Here is a 21,725-nt window from a genome sequence, read left to right as displayed (position 1 = left end):
TAGGCGGTGCTCTGTCGAGAACGCAAACGTCGAAGGTCGCCTGGGATAAGGTGGCGCGCGTCCCGGCGCGTGGCCGCGGATCGTTTTTGGGCGAAAAACCGGAGCGCCCGAGGTGCGACGTTTCAGATGCTTGTCGCCACTAGACCCTAGGCTTGCGCTTGGCAGGATCCTTCTTGGCTGGGGTCGGTTGCGGTTTGCGTCCGAGCCCAGCCGCCTTCGCGAGTGTCGATCTCTGTGCTGCGTAGTTTGGCGCAACCATTGGGTAATCCGGCTTCAATCCCCATTTCTCGCGATATTCGTCCGGAGTGAGCCCGTAGTGCACATCGAGATGACGTTTCAGCGATCTGAATTTCCTCCCGTCTTCCAGGCAGATGATGTAATCCGGAGTTACCGACCTTTTTGGATTGGTAGCTGGTTCCTGCTTAGGTAGCTCGGTTATTTTTGACTGACCAAGCCCTGTCAGTGACGAATGAATTGACGTTATGAGATCTGGCAATCCAGCGACAGGTAGTGGATTTTGGCTGACGTAGGCAGCGACAATGTCTGCAGTCAGCCCGACGAGATCGGCCGTTTGGGCTTCGCTTTGATCGCTCAAGTATTCGCTCCTACAAAATGGGAAAACACGCCCACGCATCTGTCCTATATACCGCAATTTCGAGCGAAGCCGAGATAAAATCCTACAACCGAAACGCGTGAGACGAATTTCGCTGTCGCCAAAACTTGCTAGAGTGCCTCTAATTCGCCCAGGGTTCCTGGAAGCGTTCTGACTTTCTGGCTCGCTCCTTCAGCCAAACTGCGCGCTTATGTAAGAAATTGGGGTCTGAGGAAGTGCGACCTGCAAAGCGGGCTTAACGCCTCGCAGCGCTAGCGAACACGGCGGGTGAATCGCATTAAAACTTGACCGCTTGCTACGAAATTGTGGTCTGACAATCCCAGCGTTTTGAATCGCAGAAAGTACCAGCAGGCACCATTCAGAGTTCGCTATCATGAAAATTTTTCGTATTCTATATCGCTAAAGTAAGCTATACATGGGTTGCGTGGGGATGGGTCTCTACCATGATCGACTCCGATGTATTTGACTTTGTCGAGCGCTGCAGGAAACACACGGCAACCGGCGCGCTTCTGAGCGATCTTCTCGACACGGTGAAAAATCTCGGATTCGAGCATCTTATATTGAGCGGGGTGCCGTTGGGTGGCCAGAAACTGGCGCCGATGGTCGAATTGAACGGTTGGCCCAAAGGCTGGTTCGAGCGCTATGTCCAAGCTGAGCACGCCGCGGTGGACGGCGTCTGCATCTACTCCGCGAAAACCTTGAAGCCGTTTCATTGGTCTGAGGTTCCCGCCAAGTGGTCTGGGACGGATGCTTCGCGTCGAGTTGCTGGCGAAGCAACGGAGTTCGGCATCTGGAGTGGCTTTGCCGTGCCGATGCTGAGCGTACATCACTGGCAATCCGTTCTGTCGTTTGCCTCTTCCGCCAAGCCCTGCAAGCTATCGCCACGCCAGCAAGTGCAACTGGTCACCATGGCGGTGTACGCCGGTATGACCATCCAAGGTCTTTCGAATGACGACGAAGACGGTGAGGGTCAGCTGACGGACCGGGAAAAAGAAGTCCTGCTGTGGGCGGCTGCCGGCAAGACTTCGTCCGAAACCTCGCAAATCCTTGGCCTGACCGAGCGCACTGTCAAATGGCACGCGACACGGGCCCGCGAAGCCTTTGGCGTTGCAACTACCACGCAAGCCGTCGTGGAGGCGTTGCGTAGGCGCCTGATCCACCCATAACTGCGTCAACTGTCCGATCGGACAGGTGACGTATTTTAGGAGGGCTGCAACTGTTCCCTTCGGGAAGGAAGGGGGGTTGCTCTATGATAACCGTGCATGTCGTCAATGCGCACAACAAGCACCTCTATGAAAACGAGTTCGACGAGTTTTTGCGCCGCCGGCACGACTTCTTCGTGCACCAGAAAGGCTGGCGCCCTCCGAGTCCCGATGGGCGCGAACGAGACCAGTTCGATACCGACACAGCAACCTACCTTCTAGGTCTCGAAGACGGTCGAGTCGTGACCTCTGCTCGATTGATCCCAACGACCGAGCCGCACATGGTCTCGGAGGTCTTTCCTCATATGTGTGAGAAATCGGGGGTCCCCAGGCGCCCTGATTGGGCCGAATGGACGCGCACCTTCGTCGTCCCTGACAAGCGGTCAACTGGCTTGCGTGGCACGCTGACGCAGTTGTGCTGTGCCGTGATGGAGTACGCTCTTCAAGAGGGCCTCAGCGCAGTGGGCGGCGTCCAGGAAACCTACTTCATGCCCCACCATGGTGCGCTCAGATGGCGTGCGGAGCCGCTCGGCATGGCCAGGGAAGAGAACGGCGAGTGGTACATCGTCGCCTACATCGAAGTGAACGAGACTGCGCTTGCGAGTGTCCGCAAGATCCTCGGCATCAATCACTCGCTGCTAGTGCGGCGTGGCACGCAGGTGCCGTTTGTTGCCGGTCGAAGGGTCCTCTCTAATGCATAATCTGGGGCCACCGACCTTTCTCTCATATCAGACTAAGCCGATCGCCCTTGCTGGTCTCGGGATATGGTTGGCGGCCTGCTCGGTCGTATCATCTTCGGGAGACCTTGCTGAGCCAACTCACGTAGCTCGGCGAGCGGAAGCGGCGTACAGCCTTCCGCGAACGGTCTTCAACGTGAAGGCCGATAAGACGAGTTTGGTCGTTACCAAAGCGACCGAGCCCGACCCTGGCGGCCGGATGAAATTCAAATATCAGTCGAGCGCATTCTCAGACGACGACCTTCTTGCGGAGGTTGCCGAAGACGGCCTTCTCAAGTCTGTCAGCGCAACCGTAAAGGATAGATCCGGCGACATTGCCGTGAACATTGCTCAAACAATCTTCACGATTGGAACCGCTGGCGCCCCTTTGCCTGGTGACCTGCGATCGCTTCCCGCTCAACTCCCAGGCGCAGCAGGATTTACGGCTAGCTATGATCCTCTTGATCCAACCGAGGCCGGCGATGTGCGTCAGGGCCTCGCCAAAGCCGGGTATTGCATTGTCGTAGGTGGAGAGGCGACGTTTGGCTCTGGAGTCTGCCCAAAGTCTGGGGCAGCAATCGCTATGCCCTCATCAAATATCGCGTATGACAATCCAGCCCGACACCTGCTCAACCAGCCCGGCATATATTATCGGCAACCAACTCCAGAACCAGTGCGTATCTACCGGCGTGAGAAGGGCGGGTGGAATGCCATCTTTATTGGTAATGAAACGCTGTTTGACAAATCAGAAGTGTACCAAGTTGCAGTGGACAGAGCCGCATTCGTTGAGAAGAAGGTTGAGCTGACGTTCCAGAGTGGCGCTTTGACCAAGGTTCACGTGAACAAGCCGAGCGAGCTTTTCGCGCTTTCCACCGTTGGACTGAAAATAGTGAAGATCGCTCTCGCCATACCACTGGAGGCCCTCAATCAAAATGCCGCGTTAACAAACGCAAAGGCAGCGAAAATCCAAGCGGAAACTACGTTGTTGCAACGGCAGGATGAATTGCTGAAGCTACAGGTGGAGCGCGGCGGAAGCACGGAAGGGGGAAGTCTCGTGCGCAGCAACGTCGATTTCATCGCCGCCGGAGCTCGGTCGCTTGGTGCCATCGACAACTCAGGGGCGAACGACCTTGCAATCTGTCAAACAAATCTCGGCGCTGACGTTACAGATTGTCGCGCGCTCATCAAGGGTGGGACGTAATGCCCACGGTGCACCATCGCTCCCCGCATCAGATGAGACGCAGATCGGCAATGTTGGTATGGATGTTTCTGCTTTCTCTGGCGCCGACCTCGGTCAATGCATTTGAGCAGTCTCGGTTCGTCGCTGTATCGCAGGAACAGTCGGATGGCGCGGCATACCTTGTCCAAGTAGCAGCGGCAAATCGTTCGGATCGCTGCCGTGATCCCGGGACCTCCGGCGGCCGTATCAATTCCAGCGATGTCTTTCCAGGTGAGACGGTCTGTGACCCAGACGGGTTTTCGACGGTGTTTATAAAAATCACCCAGGCCGCGACGGGGCAAACCGACTTTGCCTGTACCGGCGTTCTCATCGGAGAAAATCGCGTCCTCACTGCCGCGCACTGCTTCTTAAACTGTCCGGCTCCATGCAGGGCGATCGTCGGCTTCGGGGCCGATGTTGGATCCAAGATACTAATTCCTGTGCGAAGCATCGTGCTTCACCCTGCCGCTCGCAGTTGGCAGACCCTCCCCGGCAATGACTTTGCAGTGCTGATCCTTGAAGATCACATTGTGAACCCCGGCTACCGGCAGTTCGCCCGCATCCTCCTTGCGCGTTCCTTCCTGAAAATGGCGCCTCCCGAGCTGACGGTGGCTGGGTATGGCATCAGCTCGCTGACGAATTTGACGAGCGGCGAAGCCTTCTCCAACGAAGTTCCCGTTGCATCGTATACCTGCACCGAACCGCGCTTCGCAGCGACTAGTTGCGCGCGCTTCGGCGAGTTTGTCCTTTCTGACCCGGCCCCTCAGTCCGAGGCCGCCGACACGTGCAACGGCGATAGTGGCGGACCGGCGTTCATTCCAGACAGGGTGCCACGGATTCTCGTTGGCATCACGTCGCGAGCTATCGTCGATCAGCCCGGTCTCGATTGCGGCCGCGGGGGCATTTATGGGGTGGTCGGAACCATTCCCACACTGCAGTGGCTTTACAGCCTTGTTCCGGATTTACGGATCGTCATGCAGCGGTGAGGTTGCCGGTCTGCACGCACGAGGGCGGCTTGGCTTAGCGGGTGAGCCGGTGGGCAGAACGTTTGAATTACGCGCCGAAGGCGCTGATTTGCGGTTATTATTCGGAGGAACCTGAGGTGAGCGAGGGCAATGGCGACTCGGCCGGCAAACGGAAATCAATAAAAGTTATCGGGAAGAAGAAGAAAAAGATCCCACAACCCGGTGACACAACGGGGGTCAAATCAGCCAGCCGGCAGGCAAGAGCACCGCAGGGCAGTACGACGAAAGGCGGTTCGCCTTCTCGCCAGTCTGGTCCAACCGGGAGAAGGAAAGGAGTACCGGAACCAAGCGACGACATTACGTTGCATGCAGAGGTTATCGGGACTAATAAACGAAGAATTCCGCAGCCTGGCGCCCAGTCTATTGCCGCCGAACCCGGGCTGGAACTGCGCTCGACGGGGGCCAGGAACGCTGCGCCCGGAGCGACCGGCGCGCAAGGCGCGAACACCATTGTGTATGTTCATGGCATCGGCAACAAGCCGAAAGCCTCGGTCCTCAAATGCCAGTGGGACACCGCGCTCTTTGGCACTCAGCTCGGTGACCGCAGCCGTATGGCATATTGGGTAAACAGGGACTTCTATCCGGCACCTCTGGACGCCACCTGTGCTGCCGGCGATTTGGTAAGCATTGAGGACGACGAGGCCTCCACACCGGCGATCATGGCCTTGGCTCGCGGCGAACACGCCTCGGACGATAGGGTCTTTGAACGCGAAATCCAGGCGCTCGCTAACGGGAACGCCGACCGGGAAGCTCGACTCCGCGCCATCGCCACGGAGATATACGAACGCTCCTATGACGCGTCGGAAGAGGGAGGTGGGGGAGATCATCGGTCGGCAGCGCTAGGGCTGACGACAAAGGTCTTGCCGCTGCCGGCGTTTCTGCGCCGCCAAGTAACAAGCCAACTCACGCGTGCCCTCCTGCGTGATGTGAATGACTTTCTGTTCGACACAACGCGGCGCGAGGCCATGGAACGGGCGCTCTTAGATCGCCTGTCGGCAGGAGGCGGCCCGTTCGTCGTGATTGCGCATTCCCAAGGTTCCTTGATCGCCTACGACGTGTTGCGGCGCCTCGACTCGAGTAAGATTGAAGTTCCTCTTTTCGTCACCATGGGTTCGCCACTGGGCCTTGCGGAGATCCAAGACATTATGCGGCCCTGGGCCAGAGGTCGGCTCGAGGCGCCTAGTTGCGTTGGTAGGTGGATCAATGTGGCCGATAGGCTGGATCCAGTATCGTTCGACGTCCGGCTGCGAGACGACATTCAAGGCGGGGATATCGTAGATATTAGCGGTATTGGCATTAACACGGACTCACCACGCCACCCTCATTCCGGAACGGGGTATCTGCGTACATATGCCGTCAGAACTGAAGTCCGCAGCATAGTCGGAGCGGGCTTCCATCAGGCGATTGCACCTTTCGCTATCGCCAAGGATCTTGTCACAGACATCGAGGACTCGTTGCCGCAAAACCGGCACGCAACACTAATCCAACTCGCGGGGGACAAGGCACCGGATCCCACCAGCCCTAAAGTGCTCAGACTCCTTGCGGCAGACATTGAAAAGAAAATCGTAGAACTTGTTGAAGCCGATGGTGGGCGGCGTGAAGATGCCGCCATCGAAAAACTCAGCCACTTTGTGTCAGCCCGACTTACGCGACTTGAGGTCGAGACACTGCGGTCTCTCTACGCCGACCTTCGCATTGACGGGATTTGGCGCAATGCTGCCAAGCGTGCGCTCATCACGGATTCCATCCATACCGTTCAAGCTGCGCCGGCTAACCTTGGGTACGGCGCCGACGGGAGAAAAATCTGTTGGGCTGTCCTGGACACGGGAATACGCGCAGATCATCCACATTTCCAAAAACATGGAAATGTCTTGGCGCAGTGGGATTGCACCAAGTTCGGTAGTCCCAAGCGACTGTCGCCTGGTCCGGGAGCGTTTAGCTCGCTCGACGGTCACGGTCACGGCACGCACGTGGCAGGCATCATCGCTGGTGAATTGGAAATTGAAGGCATCACCTATTCCGGTATGGCGCCAAAGGCGTTGCTTTATGGATTCAAAGTCCTCAACGATAATGGGGATGGCAACGATGCCTGGATCATCAAGGCGCTTGATATCATCTCACAAACCAATGAAGAGGCCGGCCAGCTGGTAATACAAGGGATCAATCTCAGTTTAGGAGGGACCTTTGATGCCAGTGTCTTCGGGTGTGGTCACACGCCGCTGTGTCAGGAATTACGGCGCTTGTGGCGTCAAGGAGTAATCATATGTCTTGCGGCGGGGAACGAAGGCTACGCGGTCTTGGCGACGAGCGACGGAAACATCCAGGCTAATCTTGATCTTTCGATCGGGGATCCGGCAAATCTAGAAGAAACGATCGCTGTCGGCTCGGTTCATAAAACAAACCCGCACACATATGGTGTCTCGTATTTTTCATCGCGAGGCCCCACGGCCGATGGGCGCCGAAAGCCTGATCTTGTCGCCCCAGGCGAAAAAATTCTCTCTGCACGCCACGATTGGCAAGCAGGCGTCGTGGGGCATGAATTCTATGTCGAGATGAGTGGCACCAGCATGGCGACCCCCCACGTGTCGGGTATCCTTGCCGCATTTCTGTCACTGAGACGAGAATTCATCAGCTATCCCGATCGAGTGAAAAAAATCCTGCTGGATGCCTGCGTTGACTTGGGGCGAGATCCCTATGCCCAAGGTGCCGGTCTTCCCAATTTAGTGAAGATGCTGGGCTAGATATCGGTTGGCGTGGGAAGACCAGCCGAGGATCGCGTTTGAGTTGAACTCCGTGCTGCGGTCGGAGGCACCACTATTATTGCCGGTTTCCCATCCTAGGGCGCAGCAGCCGTCTTCGGGGGAGGGGCCGTATTCTCTGGTTGAACCGACTTCATCAGACGGCGGTGACAAATGCACTGCGACAAGTACAACGAAATGGCTGCCGCTACAGTGTTAAGTAAGCATATAATAATTATATAGTCGATCGCCAATGGTTTGCCAAAATCAAAACGCAATCTAGCAACAGCGTACAAAAATGAAAATATGACGGCAGCCGTTGACACGATCACTAAATAAAAAAATGAAACACCAGGAGTCCTTATTTCTCCTCGAACTATATAATTTAGCAACACCACGCATAGAACAAGAGAAATAACCGAGTGCAGAGCGTTAAATGGTATCCACGAAGCAAAAAACCTCACGGGCGATTCTGGAGGGGCTGGGCTGTTTATTCCATAATCCGATATGACCTGTGCATAATCAAAAAAGAACACAACGCCTGTGATCGTCAGAAGGGTGAGGGAATATTTTTCAACTATTCCACGTAACGTAAGTTTATCATCCTCAGTGTTTGAGTTCGGTGAAAGCGATATTATTAGAATTGTTGCGGCCAAAAGAATCGGAATAGCTTGGGCTAGCAGGTAGATGCCGGATGTCTTGAGAGCATCCTGGCCATCGGGCCAAAAATCCAAACGCTGTTCTCCATTTAGGCGGTCAACGATTGGAGCGGCTAGGGGGATAGCAAACCAAAGTATCGTGAGCGCCACAATCGACAGCAACGCTCCTGCTACGAGGCCTCTTACTGGCACGTTTTTTGATCGAGGCTCTCGCACACCTAGGTCTTTCGCAAGCCCTCTGAGCGCCGCACCTCCCCCTTTTCTCACTGCCGCAATCGATAACACATAGATAATTTGTTCAAGTAACGCCTTTATTTCCTTCTCTGAACTTGTGGATAAATTACTCTTGTTTAACTCATCGGCACGCCTAGAAAGCTCAGTTTGATAAAAGGCGATATCCGCATAGTCTCGTATTTTGTTTTGCCAATCAAGTTTTGTCCATTCTTCGAGTTGTGCGAGTCGCGCATCGCTGGTCGAAAGTTTATTCCATAACTCAACGGAAAAATCGGTAGCGGTATTGGCTACAAGCCTTGGCACCCCAACCAAGTCATGGAATATGTCTCGCATTAAGTTTGCGACCTTTGAGAAACCTGGGATTGCTGGATTAGCCAAACCCATGAATGCAGCCGCTATAAACAAAGGATATGGAACGGATCGTATCGTTTCCGCGAAACCAGTGTTTTCTTTTCCTTCAGTTACACGGAGCCATCCTGAAATTAAAGACGGCGAAAGAAGACACACTAGAAGATATGCCGCAAACGTCAGGAGTAGGAACAACACGAGCGTGCTGACATACGATCGAAGCCCAAGGAAGTGTCTCGCTCGTAGGTTCGGAATCACTCCAAACCAACGCCGCAAGTCCTCATCCTGCTCGTCGAGTTCGCCATACTTTCCAATTTGAAAGCACGTAAGCAGAAACACTCCAAGCCAAAACTGTGTTGATGTCAGCAACTCCGTCATGAAGGTTCACCGAGGGGGACAAACACCGTTCGGACAAGCTTGTGCATGCACTTCGGTGCCGGAAACCTGAGCAAGAGCAGGTATCATGGCCAGCACGAAACCGCAAAACACCGAGATAGATAAGAGTCTAAACATCGCTCACCTCCTGCAGAGTTATTATGCCACATAAAACTCCGGCCGTCATCAATGGTAATTTTTAATGAACCGCCGCCGCCAGCAGCGCTCCGGCGCACGCCAGTGGGGGTGCCCGCCGCCGTGAACACCCGCCGCCCATCATCCAGTTCGATCGCCACCATGCCCTCCAGCGGTCGCACGAGATCGCGCAACGCTGCGAACGTCGGCGGCTCATTGTCTGCGCCATCGGCAAGCACCACCGTTACTAGTCGCGGCGCCTTGCGGGCGGTCAGGCCGAACTCCTCGCGCAAGCGAAACACTATGCAGGTGGCAATCCCATGCCGGCGGCAAACCTGCGCCACGGCGACGCCGGGCTTCTCCGTCTCCTGCACGATCGCATGCTTCTCTTCGACGCTGAAGCGGTGCCGGTTCGAGCGCCCGTCCACCGCCGCCGGTGTCGGGAGATATGCCCGTCGCACGCAACTAGCAGCGCTGCTTGATTGAGCCCGGGTTCTCGGATGAAGAAGCGATCGCCAGTCCATTTCGTCGCGGGATTCCTTGAGCCGATCGCGCCAGATCCGCAACGCTTGTCGCGGCAGCCCGAGCACCGCGCATACTCGGCTTGCCCCATGCTGCTCCGGTTCCTCGCCCCAGCGCCCCAAGCACGGTCGGGCCGCTGTCCGCGCGCTTGCCGCAACGATACCGGGGAGGCATTTGGGGCGCTTCGGCGGCGCCCTTGCTGCGCTGGCGTTCTGCCTTCTTCCGCCACCATGACGCGTGATTGCACTACCAAAAATGTGCAGGAACAGGGCGCCTACAGGCGCCCAATTGGGACGGCCGCTGTAGTTGGACAGGACTTGGCTGTGTTGCTGGTTGATCCTTGCGCTGGTCCCGACGGGTCGTCGGCTTGTTCCTAGCCTGCACCCGGACCGATCCTGTCGACCCGCAAATGCCGCAAAGGGGGTAGGGAGATGAACTACTTGGCGGGCCCCGATGTGTCGTTCGATGAAACGTCGGTCTGTGTGGTCACGGAAGCAGGCGAGATGCTCTTGCAAACGTCTATTCGGCGCTGATTGCACCGCTCGGCCCTCGAACCCAACGCGAAGCGCATGCGACGTCTTGGTGACGAAGCCGGCTCGCCGTTGTCTTTGCTGCACCCCGAACTGGTGGCGATCGCCCGCCGGCGATCTGACTGGAAACGGTTCATGTGTGCGCCGCGATGTCGGCGCAGTGCAACAGAACCGACAAGCCGGATGCGCTGGACATTGCGCATCTGATGCGCACGGGCCGGTTCCGCCAGGCCTATATCAAGTCAGAAAGCTGCTATCGGACGCGGCTTTTTTTGACGCACCGGCGCAACCTGAAGGCCAAGTTCCTCGACCTGGAGAACGCCATCCACCAATCGCTGAAGCCGTTCGGCATCCGGTTGAGCAAGGTCGGACGCGGCGCTTTCGAGCGGGCGATGCGCGCGGCCGTGGCGGTCGATCCGCTGTCGGCCGAGCTGATGAGGCGCCATGCTGATGGCGCGCGGCGCTGTGGCGACAGTATTGCGGGCTGCACGATGTCGTCGTGAAGGTAGTCGCGCGCAATGAGGTGTGCCGGCGCTTCATGGCCATCCCAGTGTCGGCCCGGTGACGACGCTCTCGTTCATTACAGCGATCGACGATCCCACACGCTTATGCCGCTCGCGCGAAGTCGCGGTCTACTTCGGGCTGACGTCGCGACGCTGGCAGTCCGGCTCAACGATCGACATTCTGGGACGCATCTCGAAAGCCGGCGACGCAGACGTTCGGCGTGCGCTCTACAAGGCGGCATCGGGAATGCTGACGCGCTTCAAGGGCAGGGACAAGGTCAAGAACTGGGGCCAGGCGATCGCCAAACGCTCCTGCCACCGCAAGCTGCGTGGCGGTGGCGCGCAAGCTGGCGGTGATCATGCACGCCATGTGGAGCGACGGCACGTTCCATGTCGGCGATTCCGCGGCAAGCCAAGCGGATACCGGCCGGCGTGCCAATGACAAGGCCCGCAAGCTGCTGGGAGCGCATCGATGAGCAGAAGATCGACAGTTGAAACGCATTGGGTCGGCACGCTGACGGGCGCCATCTGACACAAGGAATCTGCTCCGGCGGATGAGGACTGATGCAGACCAGGAACGACGGAACGCACGTTATCTTCCCTACGGCCGCGCCGATCGCGAGACGGCCGGACCGCGCCGGATTGCCTGTGACGATGCTTCGTTCACTCCGATGGAAAGTGCGCCACGACGGTTCCCGTGCTGCAAATAAGCAGCGCTGCTACGCCGTCGCGGAGCGCGGAAGACTGCACGGCGCATCGGAACTCGACGCAAGAGTACGGGATCGTGGCATAGAGCATAAAATAGTGTATTATCGTATATTAGGAGAGAAACGACGATGGAGAACAAGTCTCGCAAAATACGACCGATTAAGATGGCAAGATAAAATGGCGCACATTGTGCTGCGGTCGGTTGGTTGCATTTCCTGGTTTTTTTGCCGCTTCCCGAACATTGCTGCGTCTTCGCGCAATGTGCTGAGAGCATGCAAATTATTGTATCCTCTGTGCAAATGGCAGGGTGAGGACGGGTGCCGTGTCCGATGAGCACGACTTCCGCGTCCGTCCGGGCCGCATTCGCTCGACGCGAGCCCAATCGTCGCGGCCCTTCATCGCCCAGGCGCTTGCGGCGGCGCAAAAAGCCGGCGGCAGCGTGTCGCGCTCAGGCCGGATCGGGACAGGCAACAGTTCGCGGTTCGGGCGGGGCAGGGCAGCGAGCCTTCAGGCCAATCGCTTCCTCACCAGCCGCTCCCGCGTCGCCACGATCAGGACCCGCGTGGTTCGCCATACAAACGTGGCGCGCCGTTGGCGGCCCACCTCAACTATCTGCGGCGCGAGGCGTTACACGCAACACGCGAAAGCCCGCTTGTTCGGACCGGAGGTCGCCGAAGCGTCGACCACGGAGTTCGTCGCGCGTTGCAAGGATGACCGGCATCATTTCCCCTTCATCGTCTCGCCGAGGACGCTGTCGAGATGGCCGACTTGACATCTTTCACTCGTGATCTCATGGACGCATGCAGAACGATCTCGGTATGGCACTCGACTGGGTCGCGGTCGATCATTGGAACACCGACAATCCGCAGATCCATCGATGGTGATTCCGACGCCTTTACTCGTTCCCATTGTCGACGCGAAGCGCTGCGGCGCGCGGGCATCGTCGAGCGGATCGATCCCGACTGCTGGGAAGTACCGAACGACTTCGTCAAATAAGTTGCTGCCTACGACGCCCGTAACTGGCGCAGAGACTTTGCCGTCCGCACACTGTCTCTCCTCGACCTCGACAACTAGGTGACCAGCGATCGTGCGGCGTGGCTCAATCCGGAACTGACCTCGCAAACCGGACGCCGCTGGCACAAATCGGATCTGGTTGAGACGCCGGTGACTCGGTGGACCGGCGCCGGCAGAGCCTCGTCGAGATGGCCATGCCAAGCCTCGACGACGGACGCATCCGAGCGTCAATAAACTTGCTGCAATGGCTAGACCAGCACGACGTCCCCCGCGTCGGGTGCATGATGGTGACCGAGCGCAGGCTGTGCTTGGAGAGGAGTCAGACTGGAGAGCACGTCAGCGGCCGGCTGGTCGAAGCGGCTCAGCTCGCCTCTGGCCGGTTTGCATGATTGACGACGGTGTCGGCTTTCCAGCTCGTGCCTTGGCAGTCAGCGCTCGATAAGCGCATCGGCCAGCACATACCGGCATGGCCCGCGACGGCGGCGGCATCGAGTGGAGGTCGGCAAGAAGAGCGGGTTGGGGGCTTTGACTTTGCGGGAGGGCCGACTACATCTTCCACGATAAGAACGCCAGCTTGCGCCCAATCTCAGTCATAGATGATCGCTTTGCCATCGCCTGAAAGCGGACATTGGCGACCAACAGACCGAAGGTGGGTTGCGTCAGAACTTGATCCCACGAGAACTCCGCCAGAATCGGCGCTTGTGTCACAAGCGGGACATAACGCGGCGGCCGAGTATCTGTCTCTACTGCCGTTAGTTCGGGTGGCAATCATTTCCTCACCGTGCCGGCTCTCGGCCAAAGAGAACAATATACTTAAGTGTAAATTAGATTATTCTTATGTAGATAGCGAAAATTTTCTTCTCCGGATACCGCCTAGCCTCTTATCAGACGATCACGGATGTGTTACCGAATTTGCTGCGGGGGTAGTGCGGCGGCAACTGCAGCAATCCCAAAAAGCGGCGGAGATATATGGTGTCGGGCACCGCGCTTGGCATTGCTGATGTTGTGCACGCCTATACGGGGCGGGCCAGGCCTAAGATCAAGGCTGGCTGGTCGAGGCGGTACCATAGCCTCATTTGAAGGTTTGGCGATGAAATCCAATTGGCTGTTTTTCTCTGGTTGGGTAATCGTCGTTGCGGGTGCCCTGCTTTTGGTGCGGGTGATTTCTGGGGGGAAAGGCATTCATGGAAGGCATGGCCAACTTGTCCCAGTCCAGGCAACGGACTGCACCTTGTTTGCGGGATCGATAGCAATATCTCCGTTATTTTTCCCGTTTACGCTGCTCCCGTATCTGTTGTTCTGTTTATATAAAGTAAAGATGCTTCCTGCTCAAAATTATACGTCCGAGCAGAACGTATTTTCGACGAATGTCGTGTTCTTGAGCCTTCTCTCTTCGTCCTTAGTGGCTATGTTGTTCGCAACCACGCTGTCTGCGAGCCTTGGAGTTCCGGTTAGCGACCAGATCACCCGTCTCATTCAAGACGTATCGCTCTTCAAGGAGAATATTGCCGGATATTCGGAATATGGAAATAAGTTCTATTCGACGAGCAGCTCCGCAAACGCTATTTTTGCCCTCGTTATATCGCCGTATTTTAGTTTAGTTCCTCTTTTATTGTTCAACTACTATTTTATTAGATTTCCGGGCCATTTGATGAGCGTCAAGTCGCGTATTTATCAATTTCTTGACAGCGGAGATAAGAATCTCTCGATCATCAGGAGAGCATTTTATATTCTTTCATTGGTTTCTGTTGGGTCTGTTGTATTCAAATTTGTTACATACTTTGCGCCGAGCGTCCCTCATTCGCGAATGACATTTTTTAGGTACCCTATAGATGGGGAGTTTTTCTATTTTCTGGATGCCTCCAATGGAATTATTTCGGCGCTTCAGTTTGCGCTTGTTAACTTCGCAGAGGTGACGCTTCTGCTCTTATATATGGCGATGTCGATCATCTTTCGATCAGCAAGTCGCGTACCGCGCGGTGATTAGTTTAGCGTTCTATATCAACCATCAATAAGCGATCACACAGTCTCTATTGGCGAGAACTACCAGCGGAGGGCACGAATGGACCAGGATGACATCGAACGGCTGACGGCTCTTAAGAATGATTTGGATCGGGAGAGCAATAATACGACCATCTATTTTGCCGCCCAGGAGAATATGTTGCGACAGGCTGCGCGTATCGCAGACACTGCTGCCGACGCTTCACGGTTTTTGGCTGCTGCCGAAACCTTCGCCACCGTCGGCTCGGCGCTGACTGCACTGTTTACCTCGGTCTCCGTATCGTTTGATGAACTGGCGAGGTATGAGGCGGACCCATCAACTACGCTGGCCTGGGCAAGTTTCCGAGCGTCGGTCAGGGCCGGGATCGATACAGCCGCCGCAGTTGCTGCTGGAGCGGCCGTTGTTGCCTTCTCAGGGGCGGTTATTGCAGGCTCAGCGGTGCTAGTGCCAACGGTGGGCACGGTTGTTTTGATTGGCGCTGCAGCCGCCTCTGGCGCGATCTTGGCTGGAGCGCTGATCGACGAGGGCGTGCTTTTCATCCTTGATCAGATGGAAGAGATGGGGCTTAGTTTCGGGACGAACCTCGACTTTTCCACATACTCACAAGGAGTGGCAATCGCAGGAACTATTGGCAGCGATCATATAGCGACCAGTCATTTCTCTGACAGCGTGTACACAGGACTTTCGGCCGATACAATCATCCAGAATGGCGGATCGGATGTCATAGACGGAGGTGGCGGGCCTGATACGGTCGATTATAGCCAGATGAGTGCAGTCCATATTGACGCAACTGAAAGCAGTATCAGCGTATCCCACAACACGGGCCTCGACACGCTGACAAACATTGAGACCATTGAGGGAACTGCGGCTGCCGACAGCGCTGCGGTCTATGCGTACGACGGAGATATCCGGATCAACTCGGGAGGTGGCGACGACGTCTTCGCAATAGGCGTTAACAGCGGCAGCTACAACCGTGTTCTGGACGCCGGCGACGGCAACGATGCATTGACGTTCTACGATACCGGTGAAAGAGCCTGGGTCGATCTGTCGATCGGTTTTGCGGGTTTTGGTACCAAGGATGTCGGCGGCGGGACGTCCTTCTACCAGCTATCGAACTTCGAGAACATTACCGGGACCGACGCCGAGAATACGCTCGTCGGCAACAGCTCTAACAATGTATTGGCTGGCCTGGGCGGCGCTGATGACCTGATTGGCGGCGGTGGCTTCGACACTTACAAGATCGGCGATGGTGACACTGTTCGCGACAGCGACGGCAGCGGTGCAGTTTATCTTGGCGATGAGCGGTTTTTTGGCGGTACGAAGAGCGAGGGCGCCGCAGCGTATAAGGACAAGTTCGGAAATGTCTACACGCTGACAGACAATGTGTTGGTCATCGATTTTGGCTCGGGGTCGGTAACCATTAAGGATTTTTCGAACGGAGACCTCGGAATTACCCTTTCCTTGGAGCAGAACCCGCTTTCGCGATGGCCGCCGTACAGACCCTCACCGCCCATTGATCCCTTAGTCTTGGACCTTGATGGCGATGGCGTTGAGCTTATTTCGCTTGCTAACTCACATACTCATTTCGACTTCAAAGGCGATGGATTTGCAGAAAAAACTGGCTGGGTTGCGTCGGATGATGCGTTCCTGGTGCGGGATGCGAATGGTAACTCCGTCGTTGATGGTGCCTCTGAGCTATTTGGCAATGAGACCCAGGATGGTTTTACCGCCCTGAGCGCGTTCGACTCCAATCATGACGGCCGCATCGATGCCGACGATTCCGTGTTCAGCACACTGAAGCTTTGGCGCGACCTGGATGGTGATGGCGTTTCCGATGCTGGCGAACTGTTTTCTCTTTCATCGTACAACATATCGGCAATTAATCTTGCGAACAGCGCCAATGGCCGCAGTCAGGGCGGCAATGTTGTTGCGTTTGACGGTTCCTACGTTTCAGGCGATGGTACGACAGGGGCGGCGGCGGCGGTTTATTTCGGCGTCGACAACACCGTCACGCACTGGATTCCCCCTGAAGGCTTTGTCGCCTCTAACCAAGCAAAGGAATTGCCGAACCTGAAGGGCTATGGACTGATCCCCGATTTGGCGTACGCCATGACGTTGGATGGGGAGCTTCTGGAGCACGCATCCGATCTGGTACTTCAGCTCTACACGGGTGCAGCGCACGACATCCGTGCGTCGTTCGAAGCCCTTCTGCTGGAGTGGGCCGGCGTTGATGGGGTTCCCGCTAGCCCGGAAGGCTCCTACCTCGATTCGCGACATAGGGCCTTTCTCGAAAAGTATTTTGGAAGCCCATTTCCAGAGACGATACCGAGTTCCTTCGAGCGAACCCTCGAGGAGACGTTCGACCAGGCATTGAATACACTGCTTACCCGGTTCATAAGCCAATCTGCGGTCAGCGCCTTCACGCTTGGGATCGATCCGACAGTGATCGAGAACAGTCCGTTTGGATCGCAATGGCCGGTAAGCTACGATCACGAAGCCGACCGCTTGCACGTTAGCGTGCTCTGGATAGAGTCGGTCTTTGATAGGATGCCAAGTGGCGCAGCTGAGCGGACCGAATACGTACAGAAGGCTTTGATCGCCCTTAAAGGTATTCAGTATGAATATTTCTACGATTCTAGCTGGACGTGGGAAGTTGTCGTCTCCAACGCCCTCAACGCAGCCACCGGTAACGATCCCGCACTAGCTTCGCTGGTCGACGATGGCCCGCTGCTGCAGGGGGGAGACCAAGCCGATATTCTGCAAGGGAGACTCCTCAACGACACATTGGTCGGAGGACATGGCGACGATACGCTTCGCGGTGACGCCGGCGACGACACCTATCTGTACGCGCGCGGCGATGGCAACGACCACATTCTCGACCAAGGGCTATGGTCGGGTGATGTGACGGGTGGCGATCGTCTTGTCTTTACCAATATTCTGGCGGCCGACGTCAATTTGAGCCTGTCCGGGACCGACGTGACCGTTACTGTCAGCGAGAGCGCCCCTGGCGCCGGCAATGGCGGCTCGATCCTATTGGTAGGTTCGCTCTCCAATTCCGTCGACAGTCTGATCGGTGTGGATGAGATCGTGTTCGCCGATGGCGAGGTGTGGACACGCTCGGACTTCGTCAACCTTGTGCGTGGCGGCATTCATGGCGACGCCGGAAACAACACGATCGTCGGGACCGCCACGGGTGAGGCCCTCACTGGTTTGGGCGGCAACGATACGCTGCAGGGTGATGGCGGCAATGACACGGTGAATGGCGGCGTCGGCAGCGACACGGTTGTCTATGCCTCCGGCGACGGGAACGACGTGATCGAAGGCACAAAAAACCTTACCGACGTCGACACTTTGAGGCTGATCAATCTCAATGCGGACGACATTCAGCTTGCGCGGCAAGACACGACCCTGACAGTGAAGATCCTCTCAACGGGCGAGATTATTACCGTCGAAAAGCAATTCTGGAAAAATGAAAACTGGGGCATCGAGAAAATCATCTTCGCTGATGGTATGTCCTGGAACCAGGCAGATATCACCGCCCATGCCTGGACTCGCGGCACTACGGGAAACGACGATCTAACAGGAAGCAGCATTGAAAGCGGCAACTGGAATGATAATTACGACGCCGGAAAGGGGGACGATACGTTCTGGGATTGGTCAGGTAGCGATACTTATATCTACGCTTCTGGCGACGGCAACGACCGCATAGACGATTATGGCGGGAATATTTTGTACTCGGGGACCGATACGCTTAAGCTCATCGACCTCAATATGAACGACGTTGTGCTAACAAAATCGGGTCTAGATCTAATAATCACCGACCTTCAAACATCCCAAACCATCACCATCTTAGAACAGCTCGGCTCCTCAAGAGGGGTAGAAAGCATCGTCTTCGCTGACGGCGCGCGTTGGGACAGGGCGGATTTCCTTAGCGCAGCTGCTGGTGCCATCATGGGGAACCAAGCGAATAATTCTTTAACCGGCACCACCGCAGCCGATACGATCATCAGCCTTGAAGGCAATGACACGCTGACCGGCGGTCTGGGCGCCGATGTGTTGAAGGGGCGCGCGGGAAGCGACACCTACGTCTATGCAGCCGGTGACGGCAACGATCATATCAACGATGAGGACGGTTCCGTCACCGATATCGATGTCTTGCGGCTGACAGATCTGAATGCCGAAGACGTGCAGTTTTCTCATGATGATTTCAATCTGACGATCAAAGTGCTCTCCACCGGCGAGACGATCACCGTCGACGGCCAGTTTTCCGATCCTGATCAGAATTTCGGCATCGAAAAGATCGAATTCGCCGATGGTTCATCGTGGAACCAGGCAGATATTCAGGCAAATGCCTGGATACGCGGAACCGACGGCGACGATAACCTTTACGAGAATGGCTTGTGGCCTGTTACGTTTTATGGAGGCAAGGGTGACGATTATTTCAGCCCTTCAATGGGTGACGACAAGTTCATCTACGCTTTGGGTGACGGGAACGATACCTACTCCCTGTATAACCCATGGTTTGATGACCCAGACGATATAGAGAGCGATACGCTGATATTTACCGATATTCTCTCAAGCGGAGTCGCGCTTTCTGTAGACGGGGATAATCTGCAGATACGCATCCTTGAAACCAACGAACTGATCACCATACGCAATCAGTTCCATGTTCAGCCCGTTGATGCAGGTATCGAGAAGATTGTATTTTCGAACGGCGAGGAGTGGAACTCTGCACGGATCAGCATCGAGGCGGGCGAGGTGCCGGGCGGGAGCATGACGATCCTGGTGGGATCGGAAAATGGTGAGTCCTATACCGGGTCGAACGGCGATGATGTTTTTGTCTTCACGGATAGCGACGGCTACCAGATCGACGGCGGTGAGGGTTTCGACACGGCATCCTACCACACCCGGACGGAAGCAGTTGCGGCCAACCTTTCGAGCGGTGAGGGCTCCGATGCCTTTATCTCGATTGAGAACCTGACGGGCTCGGCGTTCGACGATCATCTGACCGGCGATGCCGGCGACAACAAGCTCGTCGGCCAGGGCGGCGGCGACACGATCTCCGGCGGCGCCGGCAACGATACGATCGACGGCGATTTCGCGCCCGAGGTGGTCGTCGGCGTCGGCCTTGGAGAAAGCTATGCGACGCTGACTTCGACGGCGGCCAACAATTCGATCGCCAATGCCTACGATATCAGCAACAGCTTCTCCACCCTTGCTGATAGCGAGATCGCGGATTCGACCACCGTGGCGCATTCCACGGTCAACGCAACCGGCAATGGCGCCGCCGGCTACTACAAGATCATCTTGAAGGCTGGCGAGACCATCACCGCCGATATCGACCATACATCGGGGGATCTGGACACTTACATCAGACTGATTCGGGCTGACGGTTCCGAGGAGTTATCCTCAGACGATAATGGCGGGGATCCGGGTTCCACCATAAGTCTTGATTCGTCACTGACCTTCACTGCCTCGGTCGATGGAACCTACTATATCGTGGTGGGGAGCTACGAGGATCACGACGTCGTCCCCGCCGGCGAGACTTATGAACTGAACGTCTCTGTTGGCATCGATTCGGGCGCGATTGTGAGGGTAGGCGTGGCGGGCAACGACACGCTAGACGGCGGCGCAGGTGACGACACGCTTTACGGGCGAGCTGGCGACGACACTTTGATTGGCGGCACGGGTGACGACAATCTGGTCGGTGGGGACGGCGACGATACCTACGTCTACAGCCGCGGCGATGGCAACGACATCGTCAACGATGCTGTTGACAGCAACACCGGCAGCGGCGGGTCGGATCACATCGTGCTTCACGGCATAAACGCATATGAAGTGACGGTGCAGACATCGGGCGATGATCTAATCCTGGCCATTGCCGAGAGCAGCGCTGGTGCGGGTGATGGTGGCCAGATCGTGCTCACCGGTACGGCGGCCAATTCCGGTCAGCACGGCATCGAGACCGTCGAGTTCGACAACGGAGCAGTCTGGGCCAGGACCGAAATGCAGGCCGGCACGCCGGCAAATCGATCGCCGATCGTTGCCAATGCGCTGCCGGATTATGAAACCGCCGAAGGCGCGTCTTTCAGCGTCGTCCTGCCGGCAGATGCCTTCTCCGATCCGGACGGGCAATCGCTGACGCCGTCGGCCAAACTGGCCGACGGATCGGCACTTCCGTCCTGGCTGACCTTCGATGCGGTTACGCGTACGCTGTCGGGCGAGCCGCCGTCAGGGTCCGAAGGCGCGATCGACGTCACCATCACGGCGTCCGACGGTGTCCTGCAGGTATCCGACACGCTGTCGCTGACGATCGGGTCGGCCCAGCCGGCGCAATGGACCGGCACCGACGATGCGCTTTCCACGACCGAAGGCACGGCGCTTGTGCTCAACCTTATGGCCAACGACGTCATTCCGTCAGGCGCCAACGCCGAGCACTTCATCTGGGTCCAGCCCGAGCATGGCACGGTCTACTGGAGTAGCGCCGACAACTCCTACATCTATGAGCCGGATGCGGGATTTACTGGCACCGATACGCTCACCTATGGTCTGCACGACGCGGATCATCTCGATCAGACCATGACACCGAATGGCGTGCATGTGACTATCGATGTCACCGAGGCCGAGACCCATCCGAACGAATGGGTTGGCAATGACGATGCATTGTCGACCAGGGAAGACACGCCGATCATCCTCAACCTGATGGCCAACGATGTCATTCCCACCGGGGCCAATGCCGAGCACTACATCTGGGTGCAGCCGGAACATGGCACCGTCTCGTGGAGCAGCGCATCGGATTCCTATGTCTATCAGCCCGATGAAGGATTTGTTGGCACTGACACGCTTACCTATGGCCTGCACGATGCCGATCACCTGGACCAGACGATGACTCCCAATGGCGTCCAGGTCACGATCGAAGTCACCGAAGGCGGCGATACGTTCGTCTTCGGCCCGAATTTCGGCAACCAGGTGATCAACGACTTTGTCGCGGGTCTCGGGACCGAGGATGTCATTGAGTTCGAAAACGACGTCTTCGCCGACTTTGCCTCGGTGCTTGCCGCAGCCTCTCAAGTCGGCGCCGACACGGTCATCACGCATGACGCCAGCAATGTCGTCACCCTGAAGAATGTTGCCTTAGCCAATCTTCATCAGGACGATTTCCAGTTCATCGCCGCCTGATGC

General features: G+C 56.6%; 11 protein-coding genes and 2 pseudogenes. 10 read left to right on the top strand and 3 right to left on the bottom strand.

What is annotated here, in order from left to right; all coding sequences use genetic code 11:
* Positions 1–139: 139 nt before the first annotated feature.
* Positions 140–595 carry a MucR family transcriptional regulator gene (locus tag LB524_RS18645; RefSeq protein ID WP_224529079.1) on the bottom strand — a complete coding sequence of 152 codons (456 nt, stop codon included), beginning with the start codon at positions 593–595 and terminating at the stop codon, positions 140–142.
* A 461-nt stretch (positions 596–1,056) separates the two neighbouring features.
* Between LB524_RS18645 and LB524_RS18640 the strand changes: the two genes are divergently transcribed.
* From LB524_RS18640 to LB524_RS29025, 5 genes are all read left to right on the top strand, one after another.
* On the top strand, positions 1,057–1,779 hold the full coding sequence (locus tag LB524_RS18640) for a helix-turn-helix transcriptional regulator (RefSeq protein ID WP_224529075.1): 723 nt from the start codon (positions 1,057–1,059) through the stop codon (positions 1,777–1,779).
* An 83-nt stretch (positions 1,780–1,862) separates the two neighbouring features.
* Positions 1,863–2,516 (top strand): acyl-homoserine-lactone synthase, encoded by a 654-nt coding sequence (locus LB524_RS18635; RefSeq protein WP_224529073.1) that lies wholly within the window; start codon positions 1,863–1,865, stop codon positions 2,514–2,516.
* 235 nt (positions 2,517–2,751) lie between these two features.
* Positions 2,752–3,732, top strand: coding sequence for a hypothetical protein (locus LB524_RS18630; protein ID WP_224529069.1), 981 nt, complete (start codon positions 2,752–2,754; stop codon positions 3,730–3,732).
* Positions 3,733–3,794: 62 nt separating this feature from the next.
* Positions 3,795–4,736, top strand: coding sequence for a trypsin-like serine protease (locus LB524_RS18625; RefSeq protein WP_224529066.1), 942 nt, complete (start codon positions 3,795–3,797; stop codon positions 4,734–4,736).
* 116 nt (positions 4,737–4,852) lie between these two features.
* Positions 4,853–7,516, top strand: a complete 2,664-nt coding sequence (locus tag LB524_RS29025) for a S8 family peptidase (protein ID WP_224529063.1) — start codon at positions 4,853–4,855, stop codon at positions 7,514–7,516.
* Positions 7,517–7,611: 95 nt separating this feature from the next.
* Here LB524_RS29025 and LB524_RS18615 read toward each other — a convergent pair whose 3' ends face one another.
* Complete coding sequence (locus tag LB524_RS18615; RefSeq protein WP_224529061.1) at positions 7,612–9,132, bottom strand: hypothetical protein; 1,521 nt, start codon at positions 9,130–9,132, stop codon at positions 7,612–7,614.
* Between the two features lie 83 nt (positions 9,133–9,215).
* A complete protein-coding gene (locus LB524_RS18610; protein ID WP_224529059.1) occupies positions 9,216–9,692 on the bottom strand; it encodes a transposase in 477 nt (158 codons plus the stop codon).
* A gap of 525 nt (positions 9,693–10,217) precedes the next feature.
* On the opposite strand from LB524_RS18610, the pseudogene LB524_RS18605 reads away from it, so the two are divergent.
* The 5 genes and pseudogenes from LB524_RS18605 (at position 10,218) to LB524_RS18585 (ending at position 21,722) form a co-directional block, all read left to right on the top strand.
* Positions 10,218–11,295: pseudogene (locus tag LB524_RS18605) on the top strand (IS110 family transposase).
* Positions 11,296–11,849: 554 nt separating this feature from the next.
* Positions 11,850–12,402: pseudogene (locus LB524_RS18600) on the top strand (type VI secretion protein); the annotation flags it as partial.
* A gap of 297 nt (positions 12,403–12,699) precedes the next feature.
* Positions 12,700–12,930, top strand: a complete 231-nt coding sequence (locus LB524_RS29110; RefSeq protein WP_224529056.1) for a DUF3363 domain-containing protein — start codon at positions 12,700–12,702, stop codon at positions 12,928–12,930.
* Positions 12,931–13,529: 599 nt separating this feature from the next.
* Positions 13,530–14,528, top strand: coding sequence for a hypothetical protein (locus tag LB524_RS18590; protein ID WP_224529054.1), 999 nt, complete (start codon positions 13,530–13,532; stop codon positions 14,526–14,528).
* Between the two features lie 75 nt (positions 14,529–14,603).
* Entirely contained in the window at positions 14,604–21,722 is a 7,119-nt protein-coding gene (locus LB524_RS18585) for a calcium-binding protein (protein ID WP_224529053.1), read from the top strand.
* The last annotated feature ends 3 nt before the right edge of the window (positions 21,723–21,725 follow it).

This window comes from Mesorhizobium sp. ESP6-5 (assembly GCF_020164695.1).
Classification (GTDB): Bacteria; Pseudomonadota; Alphaproteobacteria; order Rhizobiales; family Rhizobiaceae; genus Mesorhizobium; species Mesorhizobium australicum.
This window is presented reverse-complemented; position numbering and strand designations above follow the sequence as displayed.

Bases quoted from the DNA above. Each gene is read 5' to 3' on its own strand.
- LB524_RS18615 (WP_224529061.1), bottom strand. From the start codon at position 9,132: ATGACGGAGTTGCTGACATCAACACAGTTTTGGCTTGGAGTGTTTCTG.
- LB524_RS18625 (WP_224529066.1), top strand. From the start codon at position 3,795: ATGTTTCTGCTTTCTCTGGCGCCGACCTCGGTCAATGCATTTGAGCAG.
- LB524_RS18640 (WP_224529075.1), top strand. From the start codon at position 1,057: ATGATCGACTCCGATGTATTTGACTTTGTCGAGCGCTGCAGGAAACAC.
- LB524_RS18635 (WP_224529073.1), top strand. From the start codon at position 1,863: ATGATAACCGTGCATGTCGTCAATGCGCACAACAAGCACCTCTATGAA.
- LB524_RS18585 (WP_224529053.1), top strand. From the start codon at position 14,604: ATGGACCAGGATGACATCGAACGGCTGACGGCTCTTAAGAATGATTTG.
- LB524_RS18630 (WP_224529069.1), top strand. From the start codon at position 2,752: ATGAAATTCAAATATCAGTCGAGCGCATTCTCAGACGACGACCTTCTT.